Here is a 23,073-nt window from a genome sequence, read left to right as displayed (position 1 = left end):
CCTTTAATCGAGCTTCTCTCCCTGGAACACACCTGTCCCGTCAAGATACGTACGCAGCGAAGCATATTGATCATTATGCCAAAATGCTTCTGAATCTACTAGTAACGCCGCATCTTGTCTAGCTGTTTCTAACGCTCGATAATCATGTACCATATCAGCAACCTTAAATTCTGGTAAACCACTTTGCTTACTTCCAAAGAAATCTCCAGGACCTCTTAACTCTAAATCTTTTTCTGACAATACAAATCCATCATTCGTTTCGGTCATAATACGCATTCGTTCTTTTCCCGTTTCCGATTTTGGATCCGCGATTAATAAACAATATGATTGTTCACTACCACGCCCAACACGCCCCCTAAGCTGATGGAGCTGCGATAAACCGAAACGCTCTGCGTCATAAATAACCATTACAGTCGCATTCGGTACGTTCACACCTACTTCAACAACTGTTGTCGACACAAGAATTTGCACTTTATTTTCACTAAATTGTCCCATTATCTCTTCTTTTTCTTGAGATGATAATCTTCCATGCATTAATCCGACTTGACATTTCCCTTGATAATGATGAGTCAGCATACTATGTAAATCGATAGCATTTTGTACATCAAGTTTCTCAGATTCTTCAATAAGGGGACAAATTACATATGCTTGTCTTCCTTTTTTTATCTCCTTCTCCACAAAACCGAGAACACGGTCTAACATATCATGTTTTGCCCAGTATGTTTCAATTACCTTTCTACCAGCTGGCATCTCATCGATTATAGAAACATCCATCTCTCCAAATGCAGTAATTGCTAACGTACGCGGAATTGGGGTCGCCGTCATAAATAATACGTCTGGACTTTCACCTTTCTCCCTTAAAACTCGTCGCTGTGCTACACCAAATCGATGTTGTTCATCAGTAATAACGAGACCTAACCTATGAAAGATAACTTCATCTTGAATTAAAGCATGTGTTCCAACAAGGATATCTATTTCTCCTTGTTCTAATTTCGCCAAAATTTCCCGACGTCTCGCGCCTTTAACAGAACTTGTTAACAATTCAACCTTCATACCAAAATGCGAGAACGTCTCTGCGAGCGATTGATAATGTTGTTCTGCTAAAATTTCTGTAGGAACCATTAAAGCACCTTGATAATGTGCTAATTTTGCTGCATAAAGGCCAATGGCTGCAACAACTGTTTTCCCGGAACCTACATCACCTTGCAACAGACGATTCATCCGATAAGGAGATGTCATATCGTTCATAATTTCATCTACAACCCGGCGTTGCGCGCCAGTTAATGGAAACGGAAGTGCATCGATAAACTCTTGCAATTCTGCTAAAGGGATTTCTTTTTTCGTCCCTTTCGAATTTTCCCTCTCCATTTTCCGTAATGTTTGCATTTTCAGCTGAAATAAGAAAAACTCCTCATATACAAAACGGCGACGTGCTTGTTTCAAATCTTCCTGTCCTGCCGGAAAATGCAACGCCCGAAGCGCTTCATAACGCGGCAATAATTTATATCGACTTAGCAATCCATCAGGTAACACTTCAACTATAGAGTCTCCATACTCCTTAAACGCTTGTGCAATAAAACGGCGCATCTGTTTTACTGTAAGTTTCCCTTTCACTGAGTATACAGGCTCTACTTCTTGTTGACGTACTACTGGTCCAAAATGAAGCTCTGATACCGCAATTGTTTGACGGTGCTGATCCCATTTACCAGTAATCGTTACCGTTTCATCTAAATTTAACTTCTGCTTATAATACGGCCTATTAAAACATACAGCTGTAATTAAATAACGACCGACGAGAACACGAACCGTAAGACGCGACTTCTTCTTCCCATAATATTGTAGCAAAGGAGCACTATGAACTTTCCCCTCAACCGTTACACGTTCATCATGCTTTACTTCAGCAAGATCTTTCATCGCATAATCTTCATAACGGTACGGAAAATGTTCTAATAGATGAGAAACTGTATAAATTCCCATCTCGTGTAGTAATTCAGATGTTTCTCCTCCGATTCCCTTTACATCCGTAACAGGAACTTGTACAACTTCATTCAAGATTCTCACGCTCCTTCACATTATTTTCTTTGATTCATTCCATTCATTATCCATTAACATGATTAGCATCTGTAATCGCTCTCTTTCACCCTATATATTCTATCATAGGCATTCTAAGAGAAACTACTCAAATCCCTCATAAGCAACACGAAAGAAAAGAGCCTCACTTTTAGCAGCAAGGCTCTTTTTTATCTTCAATATGCTAGCCTTTTGAATAAAAACTAGTAATAAACTTCATATTACTACTTCTTATCGATTAGCAAGTAAGTAATCCATTTATTTTCAAAACGAATTTTTTCTTATTCTACAGAGAAGATGAAAGAATACACCGGTTGGTTTCCAGCATGTACTTCTACTTCTGCATCTTCAAAATTCTCTTCTACAAATTCAACTAGCGCAGCTACTTCTTCGTCAGTTGCATCTTCACCTTGTAGAATCGTTACGATTTCAGAATCTTCATCAATAAGTGCTTCTAGTAATTGCTTCGCAGCTCCTACTTTTTCAGCATTTGTTGATACGATTTTTCCATCTGCGATACACATGAAATCATCTTTTTGAATTGCTACACCATCAATTTCCGTATCACGTACAGCATACGTAATTTGACCGGTTTTCACATGAGATAAAGCTTCTTTCATGTTTTCTTCATTCTCTTCTAACGTTCCAACTGGATTAAATGCTAACATTGCAGCCATACCTTGAGGAACTGTTTTTGAACGAATTACAATCACTTCTTGATCCACAACTGATGCCGCTTGTTCTGCTGCCATCACAATATTTCCGTTGTTCGGTAAAATAATGATTTTTTCAGCATTCGCTTCTCCAATCGCCTTCACAATATCCTCTGTACTTGGATTCATCGTTTGGCCACCTTCGATAACTTTCGTCGCGCCAATGCTCTCAAATAAAGTTTTGATACCAGATCCCATAGCTACAGTTACGATCCCGTACGGTTGTTTCTCTTTAGACTGGCTAGTTGGTTCAGGCATCATAGCAGGCTCATCTAATAAAGCAGTATGCTGTTCACGCATATTTTCTACTTTAATTTTAATTAAACTACCATAGCGTTGTCCGTAGTTCATAGGATCTCCAGGATGTTCCGCATGAATATGAACCTTAACAACCTCATCATCTGATACAACAAGTAGTGAATCTCCGTATACACTAATATCTTCACGGAATTTTTGTTCAGAGAAATTATGTTCCTTCATTTTTTCAGGCTCTAATTTCACCATGAATTCCGTACAATATCCATACTTTATATCTTCTGTACTCAATTGGCTTTGTACACTACGGTGATGTTCTGCGCGTACCATGTCATTCATAGATGGTTGGGCAGACACATTAGAAGAAATCGTTTCTCCTTTTAAGTCAGCTAAAAATCCTTCATATACAACAACAAGACCTTTACCACCGCTATCTACAACGCCAACTTGTTTTAATACAGGTAATAAATCTGGCGTACGATTTAACGATGCATTCGCTTCTTTCACAACGTCTTCCATAAACAAAACAAAGTCGCGCTGTTTTTTCGCAACTGTCACTGCATATTTCCCCGTTTCTCTTGCAACCGTTAAAATCGTTCCTTCAATCGGTTTCATAACCGCTTTGTAAGCCGCTTCTACCCCAGCATCTAAAGCTGCAGCAAAATCAACTGTTGTTAATTCTTCTTTTTGTTCAATGGATTTAGAGAAACCACGGAATAACTGAGATAAAATAACACCAGAGTTACCACGAGCTCCCATTAATAATCCTTTGGCTAAACTTACACCAACTTTACCAGCGTGCTGTGAAGGATTTGCTTTCACTTCACGTGCGCCTGAAGTCATGGATAAGTTCATGTTTGTACCGGTATCGCCATCTGGAACTGGAAATACGTTTAATGCATCAACAAGCTGAACATTATTTGTTAAATTATTCGCTCCTTGCATGATCATTTGTGATAAACGTTTCCCATCAATTTTTTGAATTGACACAGATTTTCCTCCTTAATGCACATTACAAGTTTATTACTTTAACTCCTTGTACGTAGATGTTTACAGAATCTACTGCTAGTCCTACAGTTTGATCTAATGTATATTTCACTTTCGTCTGCACGTTATGTGCTACTTCTGAAATTTTCGTACCATAGCTCACAATAATATACATATCAATATGTACTTCATCTTCATCTTTACGAACAATAACACCTCTAGTGAAGTTTTCTTTTCGTAAAATGTCTGTTAAACCATCTTTTAACTGATTTTTTGATGCCATACCTACGATACCGTAGCAATCTACTGCGGCACCTCCAGCAATTGTTGCAATTACATCTGTACTAATATCAATTTGACCATACTTCGTTTTAATTTCAATTGACATCTCGTTTCCCCCTTCATAAATGGTGAAAGTGAGCTAGACTACTTTAGTTACTATCATATAATCTTTTTAAAGAAAATTCCATCGTTCTTTCTTTTCACTCTCATATTTTATGTTTTAAATCACATTTTTTATGATGAGCAAAATAGTCCATTGTTATTATACAACATGTACCACTATAATATGTCAAGCAATTTTTCTTGATTTCAACTTTTCATCATCAACATATAGTGTCAAGTAATTTTTCTTGATTTCTTTTTTCTACGGTGTTGCATTCTCTTTTTAGTTGTGTTAAATTATAGTAGTGTTTTTAGCATCGCAAAAAAGACTAACATTGAAAAATTACGTATGGTAAGGTATCAAGGGAGGGAAATATAAATGGCTCGTGTTTGTGCTATCACTGGAAGAAAAGCTCGTTCTGGTAACTCTCGTTCTCACGCAATGAACGCTACAAAACGTAAATGGGGCGCTAACCTTCAAAAAGTTCGCGTACGCATCGACGGAAAAGTTCAACGTGTTTACGTTTCTGCTAGAGCATTAAAATCTGGCAAAATCGAACGTGTTTAATAATAAAAAAAAGAGCCGCTAGGCTCTTTTTTTACTATGACAATGGAAAAAGCACCGGTAATAGGTGCTTTTTTTAATCTTTTTTGAAGGTATTTAACATGGCACGAACAATTCCACCAAGAAATTTAGGTAACTTAATTGTATAAAATCTCATGGTTTCCCTCCTAATCCCCATTACTCCACTTGTTCACTATATGATGTAAGGAGCAAAATTGTTTCTTCAATCAGTGCTTCTTATCACCATTAATATGCCAGAAGTAAATGAAAAAGTACCTTTTTCCTTAACGAGTTCATTACTAATACAAAGTGTTGATCCCCATTCTATTGTTTTATTAGTTAGAGGATACTTAAAACCAAGTAACGTAATCCCTTCCACTATTTCAGTAACCGGTACAAAAGATACATAAGGGAAATCTTTATTTTCTTCAATTATATGTGTACCTACTTTTTTCACGCTTATTTCATTTTTATTGTCTACAATACACATTTCTATCCCTACTTCTAACCCTTTTAAAAGCATCTGGATATTCGCTAAACCGTGATCCAGCCTTCCGCCAGTAGCACCAAAAATACGAATCAATGTTGGATTTTGTTCTAAGGCCCAGTTAATCGCAATTTCTAAATCTGTTTGATCTTTTTCACGAGGAACAATATGTAAGTCATTTGTTTGCTGTCCCATCCATACTAATTCCTCTTCAGTAACCGAATCGTAATCTCCAAACGCAACAGTTGGAGTAATCCCTCCTTTTAATAAACGATATACACCTCTATCAACTGCAGCCCACACTACTTTCTCATTTTCATATCGAGAAAAATCTGCACAATATTCCGCAGGTCCACCCGCTAAAATATGAATAATCATGTTTCCTTCCCCTTCTATTGTAAAAAGGCAATCTGCCATTCGGTAGATTGCCTTTTTACATATTTTTTCTCTATCCTTTATAAATTAGTGAAAACTTACTACACTAGAAGATTCACTGGGATAAAGACTCGTTCATTCATTATCCACGAATGACACGAATTGCTTCACCGCGATCTTTTTGATTGTATACTGCTGATCCAGCTACAAGTACATTTGCTCCTGCTTCAACACAAAGTCGTGCTGTTTCAGCGTTTACACCACCATCAACTTCAATTTCTACTTCTAGATTGCGCTCTTTAACCATTTCTGCAACTTGTTTAATTTTCGGTAATACAGAATGGATAAATTTCTGTCCACCAAATCCAGGGTTTACTGTCATAAGTAATACCATATCGATATCTTCTAATACATGCTCAATCGTTGAAACTGGCGTATGCGGATTTAATACAACTCCCGCTTTAATGCCATGAGATTTAATTAACTGAATTGTACGATGCAGATGAGGGCATGCCTCTACATGAACAGTAATAATATCCGCTCCCGCTTTTGCGAAAGTCGGGATATAGTTATCAGGATTTTGAATCATTAAATGCACATCTAATGGTAACGATGTAATCGGACGGATTGCTTCTACAATTAATGGTCCAATCGTAATGTTCGGTACGAAATGTCCATCCATTACATCGACGTGAATGTAATCCGCTCCGCCTTTCTCTACATCTTTAATCTCTTCCCCTAATTTTGAAAAATCTGCTGATAAGATCGATGGTGCAATTTTAATCATAACTAATACCTCGGCTTTCTCTCTCTAATTTCTTCTACGAATTGTTTGTAATTCTTATAACGATATTCTGTAATCTTCCCTTCTTCAATCGCTGCCTTCACAGCACATTTCGGTTCAGAAAGATGTGTACACCCTCTAAATTTACAGTATTGGCTCGCTTCTTTCAACTCTGGAAAACAATATGTAAGATCTTCTACTTCTATATCTATGAAATCAAGTGAACTAAAACCAGGTGTATCTGCAACTAGTCCGCTTCCAATCGCAATTAATTCCACGTGTCTTGTCGTATGTTTCCCGCGCCCTAAATGCGAGGAAATATCATTCGTTTTCAGTTCTAACTCTGGACGTAAAACGTTAAGCATAGAAGATTTTCCAACACCAGATTGCCCTGCAACGACAGAAACACAACCTTCTAAGAATGGTTTTAAAATATCAATACTTTCCGATGTATTTATAGAAGTAAATAATACATCATATCCCATCTCACGATAATCATTTGCATAAGATTCAACAGTCTCTCTCATTTTTTCATCCACTAAATCCATCTTACTAATGCAAATAATCGGCTTAATGTTATGATATTCAATCAGCACTAAAAATCGATCTAACAGTCCCGGATTAAAATCTGGTTCTACTGCAGAGAAAACAAGAATTGCTTGATCAACATTAGCAATAGGAGGCCTAACAAGTTCATTTTTTCGATCGAATACTTCAAGCACATATCCTTCACTTGGATTATCAGCTTGAAAGACAACTTGGTCTCCTACCAGTGGTGTAATTTTATTTTTTCTAAACACACCACGCCCGCGACATTGTGTAATCCCTTCTTCATGCTGTACATAATAAAACCCGCTTAGAGCTTTTACAATTTTTCCTTCTGGCATATAATTCTCCTTTATTTTGTATAAAGTGAAGCTGTAATTAATATGGGATGTAATATGGAATGGATTAGAATTCTTTAAATAATGATTTCAAAACCCGTCATATATACAAGGTAATATATTTAATCTACCATCAAATTTAAAATATTATTTATAACAGTATCACTTTTATAGCTTTTTGAATCATATATTTTTGCCTGTTATACAGTCCACTATATGTAGAGAGCATAACAGGCAAGAGTAATACATTCCATCCTCTCTAAAAAGAAAATGGAATTCATTATTATTGAGTTGGATATGGTACTTCTTTGTCGATAATCGTTACACCATCTCGTACAATTTTATAGTGTCCTTTTGTACCTTCTTGAATTACAAATTCTAATGAAATAGTTGCCGACTCTGAAATTGTTCTAGTTTCAATTGGTCTATCCATTTTTTGTTGCATATCTTCTTTATAAATTTCTATCGTTTGCGGTTTTTTCTCACCTATTATAGAAGACTCATACGGAATAGAAATATTATCTACTTTCACAGTTTTCGTTACTTTCGGCTTAGGACCCTCTGAGATGATAATCGTCACTTTATCTCCTTCTTTTAACGGCGTTCCTGGTTTTGGAGATTGCGAAATTACAAGTCCTTTATCAACAGTATCGGAATACTCTCGTTTTATATCTGGAGTTAGTTTTCTCTCATTCAAATAACCATTTACACTATTTTCAGTCCATCCTGAAAAATCACCTGGTCTAATTTGATAAGGACCTTTACTTACCCAAATTTTCAGTTCTTGTTCCGCTTCTACTACCATTTGATCCGGCGTCGGAATTTGCTCAACGATTTCACCTTTTGGTCTATCATTTTCAATATAGTTTATTGTAACTTGTTTATATTTTTCTTCTAATTCAGATCTTATGCTCTCAAAATCTTTTCCTGTGAAATCACTCATCTTACTTTTCTTTTTTCCACCTGATTGATAGATAGTAATTTTAGAGTTTTCTTTCACGACTCTTCCTGCCACAGGGTCTGTTTTTATCACATCACCGGTTTCAACATCATCAGTATATACAATATTAGGTTCCGTAACCTCAAAACCCTTTTCAACTAATGTATTTACTGCTGTCGTATATTTCATACCAGCCACATCAGGAACCTTCACATCTTTTGGAATAAAGAATCCCGGAATAACAGTAAGCGCTAACGTTATTCCAATCGCTAAAAGTAAAAATGTCGTAATTAAAACTTTAAGCCATTTATTACTTCGTTTTTTCTTCTTATTTAAATCAGTTTCTTCTTTTCTTTTCTGTTCATCCACTTTACTTCCTTTTAAAACAATTGTTTCATCAGTTACATTTTCGAATAATTGTTCCTGTTGAATAATCGGAATCGCTTTTGTCGCTTCCATATCTTCCGGTATGTAAAATGGCTGCTCATTTATCCTCTCTGGATATAGCGCAGTTTCAATATCTCGTTTCATCGCATTAGCAGATTGATATCGATGAAACGGATCTTTCGCAGTTGCCTTTAATATAATATTCTCGACACTTTGCGGAATATTTTCATTCCATCTTTTTGGTGACGGAATTTCACTTTGTAAATGTTTTAAAGCTATAGCAACAGCAGATTCGCCAGAAAACGGTTGTCTTCCTGTTAACAATTCAAACATAACAATCCCTAGGGAATAAATATCTGATTGTTTATTTGCTATCCCGCCGCGTGCTTGTTCTGGTGATAAGTAATGCACCGAACCGAGTACCGAATTTGTATGTGTAATTGTTGTTGCACTTGTAGCTGTCGCAATTCCAAAATCTGTTACTTTTATTACTCCATCAGCTCGAATTAAAATATTGTGCGGTTTAATATCACGATGCACAATTTCAAAATGATGGGCGTGTGCCATGGCGGATGTTAACTGCTCCATTATATCAAGAGCTTCTCCTATCGGTAACATCCCTCGCTCAATTATGTATTGCTTCAATGTTTGTCCTGGTACATACTCCATTACAAGATAATATATACCATCTTCTTCTCCGACATCATACATATTCACAATATTTGGATGCGACAACGTTGTAACAGACTGCGCTTCTCGATGGAAACGTTTAATAAACTCTTCGTTATTTGAATAGTCGAGTCTTAATATTTTTACCGCTACATCCCGGCCCAGTATATCATCATGAGCTAAATACACATTGGCCATTCCACCGCCACCTATCATTTTCAGCAGCTTATAACGGTCATTTAAGCGTTTTCCAATCAGCACGTTGCACTTCACCTACTTTCGTTTGTCGAACCCGCATAATCAATAAGAACAAGGGTGATATTATCTTCCCCGCCACGATCATTCGCCAATTGAATGAGACGTTGTCCCTTAGTTTCAAGCTGTTCATTTAACTGTAAAACTTGTTGCATATCAGCGATAGAAACTTTATTAGATAATCCATCAGAGCAAAGAAGTAACTGATCATCTTCCTCAAGCACCAATGTTTTAACATCTAATCCGACTTTTTCTTCTGTTCCTAATGCTCTTAACAAAACATTCTTTTTTGGGTGATATTCTGCGTCTTCTTTTGAAATTTCACCATGTCTCACAAGTTCATTCACAAGTGAGTGATCTTCCGTTACAAGCGAGATTTCCCCTTCTGATACCATATAACAACGACTATCTCCTATATGACCTATTGTCACAAAATTCGGCGTACAAATCGCTATTATAAGTGTTGTTCCCATGCCATTACATTCTACATGTTGCTTGGAGTACTCATATATACGCTCATTAATAATCCCAACACTAGTATGTAACCACTCTTCTACTTTTTTTGGCTCATTCATATTATGCGTTTGCTTCCAATAATCATGGAATAATTGAATGGTCATCGAGCTAGCTACATCACCAGCTCGATGACCTCCCATTCCATCTGCTACTACCGCTAAAATATTTCCATCTAAATTGTGAAAAACTCCTGCACTATCTTCATTATGTTGACGAACTTTTCCTTTATCTGATAGAAACACGGCCTTCATCTCGTCACCTCGTCTCTTCTTTACGCTCCTTCGCACGCAACTGACCGCAGGCTGCATCAATATCATGACCTTGTTCACGGCGAATTGTTACATTCACTCCACGATCTTTTAACGTTTTTTCAAACAAGAAAATTTGTTCACGTGGCGTACGTACATAATCACGTTCAGGTACGTAGTTTACCGGAATTAAGTTCACATGACATTTTACACCTTTTAAGAGTACAGCAAGCTCTTCAGCATGCTCAACTTGGTCATTTTCGCCTCCAAATAGTCCATATTCAAAAGTAATACGACGCCCTGTTCTATTTACATAGTATTTAATAGCTTCCATTAAATCAGGCAGCTTATAAGCACGGTTAATCGGCATTAATTTTGAACGTAATTCTGAGTTTGGAGCATGCAATGAAATCGCAAAATTAATTTGTAAGTCTTCTTCAGCGAACTTATAAATTTTCGGGATAATTCCACTCGTCGAAACTGTCATATGTCTTGCACCAATATGAAGTCCTTTCTCATGGTTAATGATGCGTAAGAATCCCATTAAATTATCGTAGTTATCAAATGGTTCTCCAATTCCCATAACAACAAGAGAACTTACACGTTCTTCTGATTCATCAAGTGCACGCTGCACTTCAACTACTTGTGCTACAATTTCTCCAGCTTCTAGGTTTCGCTTTAAACCGCCAAGCGTCGAAGCACAGAACGTACAACCAATACGACAACCCACTTGCGTTGTTACACAAATGGAATTTCCATACTCATGTCGCATTAATACCGTTTCAATAGAATATCCATCATATAATTGGAATAAGAATTTAATTGTTCCATCGGAAGACGTTTGTTTTACTAACGTGTTTAAAGTAGTAATATCAAAGGAATTCGACAATTTATCACGCAATCCTTTAGAAAGGTTTGACATATCCTCATAATTTTTTACACGTTTTTTATATAACCAATCAAAAATTTGTCCAGCACGGAATTTTGGTTCTCCTTGTTCCTTTAACCAATCTTGCATTTCATGGAGTTGTAAAGAGTAAATTGATGGTTTTTTCGTTTCTAAATTTTTCTTTTGTTTTCTCACAGTCGTTTCCACGATGCTACACCTTCTTCCTTAAACAAGCAATATAAAAGCCATCTGTTGCAAAATAATGCGGTAAAATTTGTACTTGACCTTCATCAATATACTGACTTAACTTTTCTGGCATACGCTCTTTTATCGTAGTATCCCACTCAAATTCAGGATGCTCTTGTAAAAATCGTTCTATTACTTGTTTATTTTCTATTTTCTCAATTGTGCACGTACTATAAACAAGGCGACCACCTTGTTTTAATAACGGTGCTATTTTTTCTAGTATTGCAAGTTGAATCGTCGATAATCTTTCACTATCGCCTTTATCTTTACCTAATTTAATATCAGGCTTACGTCTAATTACACCAAATCCAGAACATGGTGCATCTACTAATATTTTATCAAACGTTTCATTCGCAAAGTGTTCTTGCACTTTTCTAGCATCTAGTGCTTTTGTTTCGACATTTTCTAGACCAAGTCGCTCTGCTTGTTGTTTAATTAAACGTACTTTGTGCGCATGTAAATCAAGAGACATAACTTTACCAGTTCCTTTTAATCGCTCTGCGATGTGCGTTGTTTTTCCGCCCGGAGCAGCACAGCTATCAAGAACTACATCTCCCTCATTCGGTTCTAAAGCGCGTGCTACCAGCATAGAACTTTCATCTTGAATAGAAAGAAAACCTTTTTTGAACGCATCTGTATGCGCTACATTCCCTCTTTCAATTTGAATTGCATCATCTGACAAATCGCCACGCTTCGCTTCTATACCTTCACTAGCCAGCAACTCAATTGCTTCTTCTACTGTTATTTTATCAACATTTACACGTGCTGTTGGTACAGGTGGTAACATGTTCACTTCACACATTTTCTCTGCAGTTTCTAAACCAAATTCTGAAGTCCACTCTTGGACAAGCCAAACTGGATGACTTGTTGCAATTGCCAGACGTTCTACTGGATCCTTGATTTCATCTACAGAAGGTACCCCTTCTCTCTGAATCGAACGTAGTACACCATTTACCATACCAGCAATTCCTTTATGCCCGCGACGCTTTGCAATCTCAACCGCTTCATGAATAGCCGCTCTTTCGGGCACTCTATCTAAATAAATCATTTGATATAAAGATAAGCGAAGCAATACTCTTACCCACGCCTCAACCTTCTTTTTTAAAAAGGGCTGTAAATAATAATCTAATGTGTCACGGCGTTGAATCGTTCCATATACAATTTCAGTTAATAAACCAATATCTTTTCTATCAATTTCATTTTTTTCAATTAGATTATTTAAAAGTAAGTTACTGTATGCACCACTTTTTTCTACTTGAATTAAACCATCAAGAGCTAATTCACGAACATTTTTTCTCATGCATTTTCTCCTAACTTCGTTCCAATTTCAGGTTTTGTACCACGTAAAAATTGCGAACAACTCATACGCTTTTTACCAGAAGGTTGCAATTCAGTAATTTTAACACCTGTTTCATTACCAGTTGCTACAACAAAGCCATCTTCTTCGATCGCAACAATCGTACCAGCTTCAGCCGCTTTCGTTACAGGTACTTTTTCTCCCCACCATACTTTCACAACTTGTCCTGCTAAAGTTGTATAAGCAACTGGCCATGGATTCAATCCGCGAATGTGATTGTATACTTCTTCACCTGTTTTTGTCCAATCAATTTTCTCTTGCTCACGTTTTATATTATATGCAAACGTTACTTCTTCATTTTGTTTAATTGGTTCTAACTTACCTTGAATTAATAAAGGTACTGTTTTGGATAGAAGGTGTGCTCCTGCTTCACTTAACTTATCGAATAACGAGCCTGTCGTTTCACGCTCTTCAATTTCCACTTCTACTTGCGTTAAGATATCACCAGCATCCAATTTTTCTACCATATACATAATTGTAATACCCGTTTTTTCTTTACCTTCCATAATTGCATAATGGATTGGTGCACCACCACGAAGTTCTGGAAGTAAAGAAGCGTGGACATTTATACATCCGTACTTCGGTGCTTCTAAAATTTCATTTGGTACAATCTGACCGAACGCAGCTGTTACAATTAAATCTGGCTCTAATGCCAATACTTTTTCATATTCATCTTTTTCACGAATTCTTAGCGGTTGTAACACTGGAATACCGTGTTTTTCTGCTTCAACTTTAACAGGTGTTGATGTTAATACTTTTTTTCTCCCTACTGGACGATCTGGTTGCGTCACAACACCTATTACATCATAGCCATCTTCAATAAGACGACGAAGCACCGGCACTGAAAAGTCCGGTGTTCCCATAAATACTACTTTTATCATTTAAAAACCGCTCCTTTTAACACCTATTCTAATTCGTTTTCCTCATAGTATCTTGTCACTTTCGATGTAAATAACACACCGTGTAAATGATCGATTTCATGTTGAATTGCACGCGCTAAAAACCCTTCTGCTTCTAGTAAAAACACTTTACCTCGGCGATTTTGTGCACGTACTTTAATATAATCCGCACGTTCCACTTCACCATAAAGTCCCGGGAAGCTTAAACAGCCTTCGGGACCTACTTGTTCACCACGTTTTTCTAATATCGACGGATTGATTAACTCAATCTTTCCAGTATCATCACCGATATCAACTACCGCAACTTGCAAGCTTACACCTACTTGAGGCGCAGCTAAACCGACTCCGTCCGCAATTAACATTGTTTCATGCATATCTTTCAACAATTTCACTAACTTTTTATCAAAGTTAATTACTCTTTCACACGGTGCTTCTAACACTTCATTTGGATGCTTTACTATTTCTAAAACTGCCATATTTCCCTCCGCTACATTAACATTGTTGGATTAAAATCAATTGAGATTTGTAGCTCTTTTTGCATTTCTGCTTGATAATGTTCATTTACCATTTTGAGCACGTTCTTTAAGTTTGGTTCCCGTTTGTATTTTATCATGCATTGATAACGATATCTATCTTTTATCCTTGGAATTGCTGAAGCAACCGGTCCTAACACCATTGTTTGCTCTGTGCAGTGTGACCGTAAATGACCGACAATTTTTTCCGTCACTTGTACTGCCTTTAATAATTCCGGGTGAGATACCGTCACAAGTACAACATAGTAATAAGGTGGATATTGTCTCGTTCGTCTCATCTGCATTTCTTGGTCAAAAAACACATCATATTGTTGGTTCTTTGCTAACTCTATACTGTAATGTTCTGGCGTATACGTTTGAATTATAACTTCCCCTGGTAATTCATGTCTGCCTGCTCGTCCACTTACTTGCGTCAACAACTGATAAGTCTTTTCACTCGCCCGAAAATCTGGTAAGTGAAGCATCGTATCTGCAGTTAAAACTCCGACGAGTGTTACTTTAGGAAAATCTAATCCTTTCGCAATCATTTGCGTTCCAAGTAATATATCTGCTTTTTCTTCCCCGAACGCCTTTAATAATTTTTCATGCATTCCTTTGCGACTTGTCGTATCTACATCCATCCGAATGACTCGTGCTTCTGGAAATAGTTTTGTAATTTCTTCTTCTACCTTTTGTGTACCTGTACCAAAGAAACGAATATATGTACTTTGACAAGCAGGACACGCAGTCGGCATATTCTCTTCGTAACTGCAATAATGACATTTTAAACGATGGTTCATTTTATGATATGTGAGCGAGATATCACAATGCGGACATTGTACAACATACCCGCAATCCCGGCACATAACAAATGTAGAATGACCTCTTCTATTTAAAAAGAGCACCATTTGTTCTTTCTTTTCTAATCGATCTGCTATTTTTTCATGCAGTGCCTTCGAAAACATGGAACGATTCCCGTCACGAAGTTCTTCACGCATATCAACAATTTCTACTGTCGGTAAGGCTTGTTCGTTCATACGCTTTTCCATCGTTAGTAATTCGTACACACCTTTTTTCGCTCTTGCAAACGATTCAAGTGTCGGTGTCGCACTACCAAGAACGATAGGACATTTATGATACTGTCCCCTCCACACAGCTACATCCCTTGCATGATACCTCGGATTATCTTCCTGCTTATAGCTCGATTCATGCTCCTCATCAATAATAATAATCCCTAAATTTTCAAAAGGAGCAAATACAGCTGAACGTGCACCAACTACGACTTTCACTTCTTTTCTTAAAATCTTACGCCATTCATCATATTTTTCTCCAACAGACAGCGCACTATGAAGAACCGCAACTTGCGAGCCAAATCTACCTTTGAAACGATCTACCATCTGAGGTGTTAGTGCAATTTCAGGAACAAGCACAATCGCTTCTTTTCCTTTCTCGAGCACCTCTGCTATAGATTGTAAATATACTTCTGTCTTTCCGCTTCCTGTAACACCATATAGTAAAAATGGATTGTAAGTTTCATTTGCAATTGATGATAAAATTGGTGCAATAACTCGCTCTTGTTCCTCCGTAAGTGGGAATGGTTTCGTTTGTTCAAAATCATCATCGTCATATGGATTCCGATATACTTCCACATACTTTTCTGAGATTAGCCCCTTTTTAACAAGTGCTTTAATTGGAGCATCTGTTATTTGCAACTCTTCTGTTATCACTTTCAACGGCACACTTTTATAATTTTCCACAAAATAATAGAGTACATCTTGTTGTTTTTTACTTTTCAGTTCAAATGCTGCTAATTCTAATTTATCTTCTGGCAACTCCGGTTGAACAACTCTTTGTTTCTTCTTTTGCACTTTATCTTTTACCTGATAAACAACTTCAATCGTACCATTTTTAATTTCTTGTTGAATTGTGCGGTATAGATGCGGCTGCGTCTCAATCGCTTCCCATTCTATCGCCTCTTTATTCTGAAATAAAAACAGTAGTTCAGGCGCTACTTCTTCTTGTTTACGAAGTTGTAGACGCTTTTTATATGTTGCTTTTATCGCTGTTGGAAGCATGACTTGAAAAGCTGAAATCATATAACATAACGTTTCACTTGTAAGCCAATATCCAAGTTTTAATAATTCCTCGTTCAAAACCGGCGTTACATCTAATATTTCATGGATTGTCTTTAACTTCTTGCTTTCTACTTCAGCCGAATCTTTGATCCCAATAATAAAACCTTGCAATTTCCTTGGGCCAAATGGAACTACTACACGCATGCCTGTCTGGACAATATCTTCCCATTTTTTAGGGATAATATAATCAAATGGTCGATCTGTCTGACGTGCAGGTACATCAACAATTACACTTGCAAATTTCATAGACGACCATCTTCTAACATCATTTCAATTTGCTTTAATATTTCACGCGCAACTTCTTTCTTCGTTAAAAGTGGTAACTCGATAATCTCTCCATCTTTTCTATACATTGTTACAATATTCGTATCTGTACCAAATCCAGCTCCTTGCGCTTTTACATCATTCGCAACAATCATATTTGCATTTTTTTCACGCAATTTTCTCGTTGCGTATTCTTCTACATTTGTCGTTTCAGCCGCAAAACCGATAAGTAACTGTTGGTCTTTCTTTTCACCTAACGTTTTTAAAATATCTACTGTTCTCTCTAGTTCAATTACAGCATCACCATTTTTCTTTTTCATTTTATTATCATGAACATATTTCGGGCGATAATCTGCAACTGCTGCTGTTTTAATGACAACATCTACGTTCTGATAATGTTGAAGTACTGCCTCTAACATATCTTGTGCAGATTCCACTTGCACTGTCGTTACATGTACTGGTGGATTTAATGCTGTCGGTCCCGAAACGAGTATGACATCAGCACCTAAGTTCGCTGCCACTTCTGCAAGCGCATATCCCATTTTTCCAGAAGAAAAATTGGTCATAAAACGAACTGGATCAATCTTTTCACGAGTTGGACCAGCAGTTATTAATATCTTTTTTCCTTGCAATGGTTTTTTTTCTGAAAAGGCCTCTTCTAACTCTGCAATAATCGCTTCTGGTTCTTCTAATCTTCCCTTCGCTACATAACCACAAGCTAAAAAACCTTCTCCAGGCTCAATAAATGTATATCCTAACGTTTTTAACGTCATCATATTTTTTTGAACAATTTTATTTTCATACATATGCACATTCATAGCAGGTGCAATCCACACTGGGGCTGTAGTAGCTAACAAAGTAGTTGTAATCATATCATCTGCAATACCGTTAGCTAACTTTCCAATACAATTAGCTGTAGCTGGTGCAACAAGTACAACATCTGCCCAATCTGCTAAATCGATATGAGCAATAACAGCTGAGTCTTTCTCATCGAATGTATCCGTATATACATCATGGCGAGAAAGCGCTTGGAATGTAAGAGGTGTAACAAACTTCATTGCTGACTCACTCATCATTACTTTTACAATAGCACCAGCTTGTGTCAATTTACTCGTTAATGCAGCCCCTTTAAAGACTGCAATGCCTCCTGTTACACATAAAAGTATCTTTTTCCCTTTTAGCATATGGCTCGTCCTCTTTCTTTTTCAAACTTATAATACTGAAACAAAATTCTCAGCTCGTCAGTACCAATATTTCTTTCCTACCGTAAAAAAATAACAACCTACTTGTAAATAGGTTGTTACCGTTACATAGAAAATTATAAAGTCTATGTTTTAATTTGTCGAAAAGAAGGTCTTAATCAATTATTTTGCCTTCACTTGGTACATATTTTAATACTTCTGCATCGATTTCTTCTAATGATTTACCCACACATTTATGAGAAACAGGCTTTTCAATAACACAATTGTCCGCAAGTTGCATTTCACGTGCACGCTTTGCAGCTACTGTTACAAGTGTATATTTAGAATCGATTTTTGTTAATAATGAATCAATTGATGGATTTAACATAATTATAGACCCTCCGTCATTTCTTTATAATATTTTGCTACTCTTTCGCGGCGGCAATGTTCACCAACCACAATTGCTTTAATTCTTTCACAAGCTAATTCAACTTGATCGTTTTCTACAACATAGTCGTAAGCGTCCATCATTTCGATTTCTTCTTTCGCTACCGTTAAACGATTTTCAATAACATCTTCAGTTTCTGTACCACGGCCGACAATACGGTTCTTTAGTTCAGATAAACTTGGGGGTGCTAAGAAAATAAATACACCTTCTGGGAAAGCTTTCTTAACTTGAATTGCTCCTTGCACTTCAATTTCTAAGAATACATCTTTTCCTTCTTGTAATGTTTTTTCAACATAGTCAATCGGTGTTCCGTAATAATTACCTACGAACTCAGCCCACTCAAGTAATTTTTCATTACGAATCATTTCCTCAAATTCTTCTCTCTCTTTAAAGAAATAATCCACACCATCCACTTCACCTTCACGTGGCTTACGTGTCGTTACTGAAATGGAGTACTGAAAACGTGTATCCTCATGACTAAACAGCTCTTTTCGAACCGTTCCTTTACCAACCCCAGAAGGTCCTGAAAGAACGATGAGCAATCCTCTTCTACTTCTCATAAATATGTAAAACCTACCCTTCCTCACTTAAATCTTCTTTATTATTCAAACGATGTGCAATCGTCTCTGGCTGAATTGGACTTAATACAACATGCCCATCATCCATAACAATAACCGCCCTTGTTTTTCTCCCATACGTAGCATCAAGTAAAGCATTATGTTCGCGTGCTTCCTGTACTGTTCGTTTAATAGGAGCTGACTCCGGACTTACAATAGCAATAATTCGATGAGCAGATACAATATTTCCGTATCCAATATTTAAAAACCGCATGGCCATAGTTTGCGCCTCCTAGTAAGTCTATCCGATTTCTCCACCACGTATAACTTTATATATTTTTTGAAAGCTACTCAATATTTTGTACTTGTTCACGAATTTTTTCAAGGTTATTTTTCATTTCTACAACATATTTTGAAATTGTTAAGTCATTTGCCTTAGAACCAATTGTATTAATTTCTCTATGCATCTCTTGCACGATGAAATCCATTTTTCTTCCAACAGGTTCTTCAATCTGCAGTGTTTCACGAAATTGCTCTAAATGACTTTGCAAACGAACTAACTCTTCGTGAATATCACAACGTTCTGCAAAGATTGCGACTTCTGTTAACAATCTTTGTTCATCTAGATCTTGATTATGTAATTCTTTTAAGCGATTTTCTAATCGTTCACGATATTTTTGTGTAACAATCGGTGCATGCGGAATAACTGCATTTACACAATTGTGAATCTCTTGTAAACGATACGCTATATCTTTATGTAATCGTTCTCCTTCGCCATCTCTCATCGTTTTTAACATATGAGCAGCTTGGCGAACAGCCTCATATAAACTGTTCTCAAATTGTTCATTTACATTTTCAGCTTCTTCAATCGCTGTTACTTCTGGCATTGCCATTAATTGCCCGAGTGTAATAGAATCTTGTAATTGAAATTTTCCTTTTATATCTTCCATAATCGATTGGTACTGCTCAAGAAGCGACCAATTCACACTTAATTTTCTTTCAACAAGCCCTTCACCCGTTATACTAATAGACACTTCAATGCGTCCACGTCGAACTTGCTGTGCAATTATTTTACGAATTTTGTCTTCAAATACCATCATTTGCTTCGGAAGTCGAATACTCATCTCTAGAAAACGGTGGTTCACTGATTTCATTTCTACTGTAATTTGAAAAGTACCATTTTCCACTTTCGACCTTCCAAATCCTGTCATACTACAAATCATTTTTATCACATCCAAGCCATGAAATAACTCAATGAAAAAGGTAATAGAGACAAGGCTCTACTACCTTCTGTAAATTATATCACATTTTCATATCATTGACTATTTCAAGTTTAATCCCTTCTTATATAATACTGGCTTTTCTTTCTTCCCCTTTTTCCCTGTTAATAAAGAACCTACTAATAAGAAGGTCGGAATTGATGACAAACCTCCAATTAACAACCAATCTCTTGCTTGTATTGGCATCGTGCTAAAAATCGGTTGTAACGGTGGGTAATATATAACGACGAGCATGAGTAGTAATGAAATGATAACCGCCCCTACTAAATACACATTTCCAAATGGATTGCGGTGAAAAACAGAATGCTCACTTCGGCAATCAAATACATGAATAAGCTGAGCAAGTACCAACGTTGCGAATGCTACAGTTTGTGCATATTTCAGTTCATTTGGATGTTGATTATATGCAATAATAAACGCCACTAACGTCACTGCTCCAATTAGAAAGCCACGGCTTAAAATTTTCCATGCAAGCCCTCTAGCAAATACCCCTTCTTTCGGATGACGCGGCGTTCTCTTCATCACGTCTCCTTCAGCCTTATCCAAACCTAGTGCCATCGCCGGTAAACCGTCAGTAACTAAGTTCACCCATAAAATTTGGATTGGAACCATCGGCAGCGGCAATGCAAGTAACATCGCAAATAACATGACTAAAATTTCTCCTACGTTCGATGCTAATAAATAACGAATAAACTTACGTATATTCTCGTATATATTTCTACCTTCTTTAATTGCTGATTTAATCGTAGCAAAATTATCGTCCAGCAAGACAAGAGATGATGCTTCTTTCGCAACGTCTGTCCCTGTAATTCCCATCGCAATCCCAATATCCGCTGTTTTTATAGCTGGAGCATCGTTCACCCCATCACCTGTCATCGCTACTATATGTCCTTTATTTTGCAAAGCCTTAACAATTTTCAATTTATGTTCTGGTGATACACGAGCAAATACATACGTATCTTCTACAACATTTTCTAGTTCTTCTACATCCATATTTGCGAGTTCTACTCCTTCAACAACGCGTCCACCTTGTGGTAAAACCCCTAATTGTTCCGCAATCGCCATTGCTGTCACTTTATGATCACCTGTAATCATCACTGTTCGAATACCAGCTTCTCTGCACTCTTTTACAGCCTGCTCTACTTCTGGTCTTGGTGGATCAATCATACCTTGTATCCCAACTAACATAAAATCCTTTTCAACGTCTCTTTCATGTTCGGTAGAATCTGTTACTTTTAATGGTTTAAATGCAACTGCAATTGTTCGCAGCGCTTGACTACCTAAACTATGAATAGCCGCCTGTACTTCTTTTCTATACAATTCACTTATTGGTTGCTGCTTATCTCCCCATAAAATCGTTTGACTCATTTGCAGAAGGACATCTGGTGCTCCCTTCGTAACGACAAACTTTTTCCCTTCTCTATCTCGTACAATCACACTCATCATTTTTCGAGTTGAATCAAACGGAAATTCACGAATGATTTCAAATTTCCCTTTCAGTGCCTCACGCGTTATCCCCGCTTTCATTGCTGCAGCTACAAGCGCCCCCTCTGTTGGATCTCCATCTAATACATACGCCTTTTTCTTTTGAATAATATTTGCATTGTTACATAGTGAACCAAATGTGAGTAGTTGATATAGTGCTTTCGTCTTAGCTGGATCAACTTCTTTTTCACCTTTCAGAAAGGATCCATTAGGTTCATACCCTTGACCTGTCACTTTCCACAACTCTCCACCTGACCACATATGTGTTACCATCATTTTGTTTTGCGTCATCGTCCCTGTTTTATCAGAGCATATAACAGAAGCACAACCTAACGTTTCTACCGCTGGTAATTTCCTTACAATCGCTCTCTTTTTTATCATACGCTGTACACCAAGCGATAAAGCTACTGTAACAATTGCTGGCAATCCTTCTGGAATAGCAGCAACAGCTAGCGACACGCCAGCTAAAAACATATGATATACTTCATTCCCTTGATACACACCGGCTAATACGACAAGCGCTGTCAAAACAAGAGCCACAATAATTAATATTTTTCCGAGTTGTTCTAATCTTCGTTGCAGTGGTGTTTCCATTTGCTCTGCATTTTGTAACATATTTGCAATTTGGCCCATCGCTGTATTCATACCAGTTGCTACAACGACCCCTGTTCCAGCTCCTCGTGTAATCATCGTACCCATAAAAGCCATATTTTTTTGATCACCAATTGAAACATCTTGCCCTTGCAATGCTTCTACCTTTTTCTGCACCGGTACTGACTCCCCTGTCAAAGCTGATTCTTCGATATATAAACTCGATGCCTCAACAAGACGTACATCAGCTCCAATACGATCGCCACTAGAAAATTTAATAACATCACCTAAAACGAGTGCTTTAGACGGTGCCTTTACCCACTTTCCATTCCGCAGTACAGTAACTTGCGGGGCGGCTAGCTCTTTTAAAGCTTCCAATGACTTTTCAGCCTTTCTTTCTTGGAAAAATCCGAGAATACCGTTGATAATAACAATTGCAACAATCGCAATCGAATCAATGTATTCCCCTAAAAAAGCCGAAACGATTGTTGCACCAAACAAAACAAGTACCATGAAATCTTTAAATTGCGCTAAAAAGACCATTAGTGCAGAAGGCCTTTTTGCTTCATCTAATTCATTTGTACCAAATTTCTTTATTCGCCCTTCTGCTTCTTTCTCTGTAAGTCCAACCTTCACATTCGTATTCGTTCTTTCTTCCACTTCATGTGCGCGCATTCCATACCAGTTCATCCTGCTATCGACCTCCTGAT

At 37.2% G+C, this 23,073-nt stretch carries 21 protein-coding genes; 1 reads left to right on the top strand and 20 read right to left on the bottom strand.

Annotated features, from left to right (window positions below; translation table 11 throughout):
- Nucleotides 1–3 precede the first annotated feature (3 nt).
- The 3 genes from recG to V7S50_RS02565 all read right to left on the bottom strand — a co-directional run bounded on the left by recG (nucleotide 4) and on the right by V7S50_RS02565 (nucleotide 4,413).
- Complete coding sequence (gene recG, locus V7S50_RS02575) at nucleotides 4–2,052, bottom strand: ATP-dependent DNA helicase RecG (RefSeq protein WP_063221139.1); 2,049 nt, start codon at nucleotides 2,050–2,052, stop codon at nucleotides 4–6.
- 299 nt (nucleotides 2,053–2,351) lie between these two features.
- Nucleotides 2,352–4,028: a DAK2 domain-containing protein gene (locus V7S50_RS02570; protein ID WP_242252021.1), complete on the bottom strand. Its 1,677-nt coding sequence runs from the start codon at nucleotides 4,026–4,028 to the stop codon at nucleotides 2,352–2,354.
- 22 nt (nucleotides 4,029–4,050) lie between these two features.
- Nucleotides 4,051–4,413: an Asp23/Gls24 family envelope stress response protein gene (locus V7S50_RS02565; RefSeq protein WP_000021109.1), complete on the bottom strand. Its 363-nt coding sequence runs from the start codon at nucleotides 4,411–4,413 to the stop codon at nucleotides 4,051–4,053.
- A gap of 375 nt (nucleotides 4,414–4,788) precedes the next feature.
- Between V7S50_RS02565 and rpmB the strand changes: the two genes are divergently transcribed.
- Entirely contained in the window at nucleotides 4,789–4,977 is a 189-nt protein-coding gene (gene rpmB, locus V7S50_RS02560; RefSeq protein WP_000124776.1) for a 50S ribosomal protein L28, read from the top strand.
- 73 nt (nucleotides 4,978–5,050) lie between these two features.
- On the opposite strand, the gene spoVM is transcribed toward rpmB, so the two are convergent.
- The 17 genes from spoVM to V7S50_RS02475 all read right to left on the bottom strand — a co-directional run bounded on the left by spoVM (nucleotide 5,051) and on the right by V7S50_RS02475 (nucleotide 23,053).
- Nucleotides 5,051–5,131 carry a stage V sporulation protein SpoVM gene (gene spoVM / locus V7S50_RS02555; RefSeq protein WP_001213599.1) on the bottom strand — a complete coding sequence of 27 codons (81 nt, stop codon included), beginning with the start codon at nucleotides 5,129–5,131 and terminating at the stop codon, nucleotides 5,051–5,053.
- Between the two features lie 66 nt (nucleotides 5,132–5,197).
- Nucleotides 5,198–5,878: a thiamine diphosphokinase gene (locus V7S50_RS02550; protein ID WP_142332664.1), complete on the bottom strand. Its 681-nt coding sequence runs from the start codon at nucleotides 5,876–5,878 to the stop codon at nucleotides 5,198–5,200.
- A 100-nt stretch (nucleotides 5,879–5,978) separates the two neighbouring features.
- Complete coding sequence (gene rpe, locus V7S50_RS02545) at nucleotides 5,979–6,623, bottom strand: ribulose-phosphate 3-epimerase (RefSeq protein ID WP_060632004.1); 645 nt, start codon at nucleotides 6,621–6,623, stop codon at nucleotides 5,979–5,981.
- A 2-nt stretch (nucleotides 6,624–6,625) separates the two neighbouring features.
- Entirely contained in the window at nucleotides 6,626–7,507 is an 882-nt protein-coding gene (rsgA, locus tag V7S50_RS02540; RefSeq protein WP_063221142.1) for a ribosome small subunit-dependent GTPase A, read from the bottom strand.
- 280 nt (nucleotides 7,508–7,787) lie between these two features.
- Complete coding sequence (prkC, locus tag V7S50_RS02535; protein ID WP_242252022.1) at nucleotides 7,788–9,761, bottom strand: serine/threonine protein kinase PrkC; 1,974 nt, start codon at nucleotides 9,759–9,761, stop codon at nucleotides 7,788–7,790.
- An 8-nt stretch (nucleotides 9,762–9,769) separates the two neighbouring features.
- Entirely contained in the window at nucleotides 9,770–10,522 is a 753-nt protein-coding gene (locus V7S50_RS02530; RefSeq protein ID WP_000648696.1) for a Stp1/IreP family PP2C-type Ser/Thr phosphatase, read from the bottom strand.
- A 4-nt stretch (nucleotides 10,523–10,526) separates the two neighbouring features.
- Nucleotides 10,527–11,615: a 23S rRNA (adenine(2503)-C(2))-methyltransferase RlmN gene (gene rlmN / locus V7S50_RS02525; protein WP_063221144.1), complete on the bottom strand. Its 1,089-nt coding sequence runs from the start codon at nucleotides 11,613–11,615 to the stop codon at nucleotides 10,527–10,529.
- Nucleotides 11,616–11,619: 4 nt separating this feature from the next.
- A complete protein-coding gene (gene rsmB / locus V7S50_RS02520; protein WP_242252025.1) occupies nucleotides 11,620–12,954 on the bottom strand; it encodes a 16S rRNA (cytosine(967)-C(5))-methyltransferase RsmB in 1,335 nt (444 codons plus the stop codon).
- Nucleotides 12,951–13,892, bottom strand: a complete 942-nt coding sequence (gene fmt / locus V7S50_RS02515; protein ID WP_336375960.1) for a methionyl-tRNA formyltransferase — start codon at nucleotides 13,890–13,892, stop codon at nucleotides 12,951–12,953. Before fmt ends, rsmB begins: the two co-directional genes overlap by 4 nt.
- Nucleotides 13,893–13,915: 23 nt before the next feature.
- A complete protein-coding gene (gene def, locus V7S50_RS02510) occupies nucleotides 13,916–14,386 on the bottom strand; it encodes a peptide deformylase (RefSeq protein WP_060632009.1) in 471 nt (156 codons plus the stop codon).
- An 11-nt stretch (nucleotides 14,387–14,397) separates the two neighbouring features.
- Nucleotides 14,398–16,803 (bottom strand): primosomal protein N', encoded by a 2,406-nt coding sequence (priA, locus tag V7S50_RS02505; protein WP_063221147.1) that lies wholly within the window; start codon nucleotides 16,801–16,803, stop codon nucleotides 14,398–14,400.
- Nucleotides 16,800–18,005 (bottom strand): bifunctional phosphopantothenoylcysteine decarboxylase/phosphopantothenate--cysteine ligase CoaBC, encoded by a 1,206-nt coding sequence (coaBC, locus tag V7S50_RS02500; protein WP_242252027.1) that lies wholly within the window; start codon nucleotides 18,003–18,005, stop codon nucleotides 16,800–16,802. The genes priA and coaBC overlap by 4 nt, the downstream gene beginning before the upstream one ends.
- 172 nt (nucleotides 18,006–18,177) lie before the next feature.
- The gene (gene rpoZ / locus V7S50_RS02495; RefSeq protein WP_060632012.1) at nucleotides 18,178–18,390 is read right to left on the bottom strand and encodes a DNA-directed RNA polymerase subunit omega; all 213 of its coding nucleotides are present in this window, start codon (nucleotides 18,388–18,390) and stop codon (nucleotides 18,178–18,180) included.
- A 2-nt stretch (nucleotides 18,391–18,392) separates the two neighbouring features.
- Complete coding sequence (gene gmk, locus V7S50_RS02490; RefSeq protein WP_001257740.1) at nucleotides 18,393–19,010, bottom strand: guanylate kinase; 618 nt, start codon at nucleotides 19,008–19,010, stop codon at nucleotides 18,393–18,395.
- 13 nt (nucleotides 19,011–19,023) lie between these two features.
- Entirely contained in the window at nucleotides 19,024–19,287 is a 264-nt protein-coding gene (gene remA / locus V7S50_RS02485) for an extracellular matrix/biofilm regulator RemA (protein ID WP_001251456.1), read from the bottom strand.
- 67 nt (nucleotides 19,288–19,354) lie between these two features.
- Nucleotides 19,355–20,230 carry a YicC/YloC family endoribonuclease gene (locus tag V7S50_RS02480; RefSeq protein WP_098555016.1) on the bottom strand — a complete coding sequence of 292 codons (876 nt, stop codon included), beginning with the start codon at nucleotides 20,228–20,230 and terminating at the stop codon, nucleotides 19,355–19,357.
- A 99-nt stretch (nucleotides 20,231–20,329) separates the two neighbouring features.
- Complete coding sequence (locus V7S50_RS02475; protein WP_063221151.1) at nucleotides 20,330–23,053, bottom strand: calcium-translocating P-type ATPase, SERCA-type; 2,724 nt, start codon at nucleotides 23,051–23,053, stop codon at nucleotides 20,330–20,332.
- Nucleotides 23,054–23,073: the final 20 nt, after the last annotated feature.

This window comes from Bacillus sp. CCNWLW194 (genome assembly GCF_037120585.1).
Lineage (GTDB): Bacteria > Bacillota > Bacilli > Bacillales > Bacillaceae_G > Bacillus_A > Bacillus_A basilensis.
This window is presented reverse-complemented; position numbering and strand designations above follow the sequence as displayed.

Excerpts from the sequence above, each read along its gene's own strand:
- rsmB (WP_242252025.1), bottom strand. The coding sequence starts at position 12,954 with ATGAGAAAAAATGTTCGTGAATTAGCTCTTGATGGTTTAATTCAAGTA.
- V7S50_RS02565 (WP_000021109.1), bottom strand. The coding sequence starts at position 4,413 with ATGTCAATTGAAATTAAAACGAAGTATGGTCAAATTGATATTAGTACA.
- V7S50_RS02475 (WP_063221151.1), bottom strand. The coding sequence starts at position 23,053 with ATGAACTGGTATGGAATGCGCGCACATGAAGTGGAAGAAAGAACGAAT.
- rpe (WP_060632004.1), bottom strand. The coding sequence starts at position 6,623 with ATGATTAAAATTGCACCATCGATCTTATCAGCAGATTTTTCAAAATTA.
- V7S50_RS02530 (WP_000648696.1), bottom strand. The coding sequence starts at position 10,522 with ATGAAGGCCGTGTTTCTATCAGATAAAGGAAAAGTTCGTCAACATAAT.
- rpmB (WP_000124776.1), top strand. The coding sequence starts at position 4,789 with ATGGCTCGTGTTTGTGCTATCACTGGAAGAAAAGCTCGTTCTGGTAAC.
- def (WP_060632009.1), bottom strand. The coding sequence starts at position 14,386 with ATGGCAGTTTTAGAAATAGTAAAGCATCCAAATGAAGTGTTAGAAGCA.
- fmt (WP_336375960.1), bottom strand. The coding sequence starts at position 13,892 with ATGATAAAAGTAGTATTTATGGGAACACCGGACTTTTCAGTGCCGGTG.
- rpoZ (WP_060632012.1), bottom strand. The coding sequence starts at position 18,390 with ATGTTAAATCCATCAATTGATTCATTATTAACAAAAATCGATTCTAAA.
- remA (WP_001251456.1), bottom strand. The coding sequence starts at position 19,287 with ATGGCCATGCGGTTTTTAAATATTGGATACGGAAATATTGTATCTGCT.
- V7S50_RS02550 (WP_142332664.1), bottom strand. The coding sequence starts at position 5,878 with ATGGCAGATTGCCTTTTTACAATAGAAGGGGAAGGAAACATGATTATT.
- spoVM (WP_001213599.1), bottom strand. The coding sequence starts at position 5,131 with ATGAGATTTTATACAATTAAGTTACCTAAATTTCTTGGTGGAATTGTT.
- gmk (WP_001257740.1), bottom strand. The coding sequence starts at position 19,010 with ATGAGAAGTAGAAGAGGATTGCTCATCGTTCTTTCAGGACCTTCTGGG.
- priA (WP_063221147.1), bottom strand. The coding sequence starts at position 16,803 with ATGAAATTTGCAAGTGTAATTGTTGATGTACCTGCACGTCAGACAGAT.
- rsgA (WP_063221142.1), bottom strand. The coding sequence starts at position 7,507 with ATGCCAGAAGGAAAAATTGTAAAAGCTCTAAGCGGGTTTTATTATGTA.
- V7S50_RS02480 (WP_098555016.1), bottom strand. The coding sequence starts at position 20,230 with ATGATTTGTAGTATGACAGGATTTGGAAGGTCGAAAGTGGAAAATGGT.
- coaBC (WP_242252027.1), bottom strand. The coding sequence starts at position 18,005 with ATGCTAAAAGGGAAAAAGATACTTTTATGTGTAACAGGAGGCATTGCA.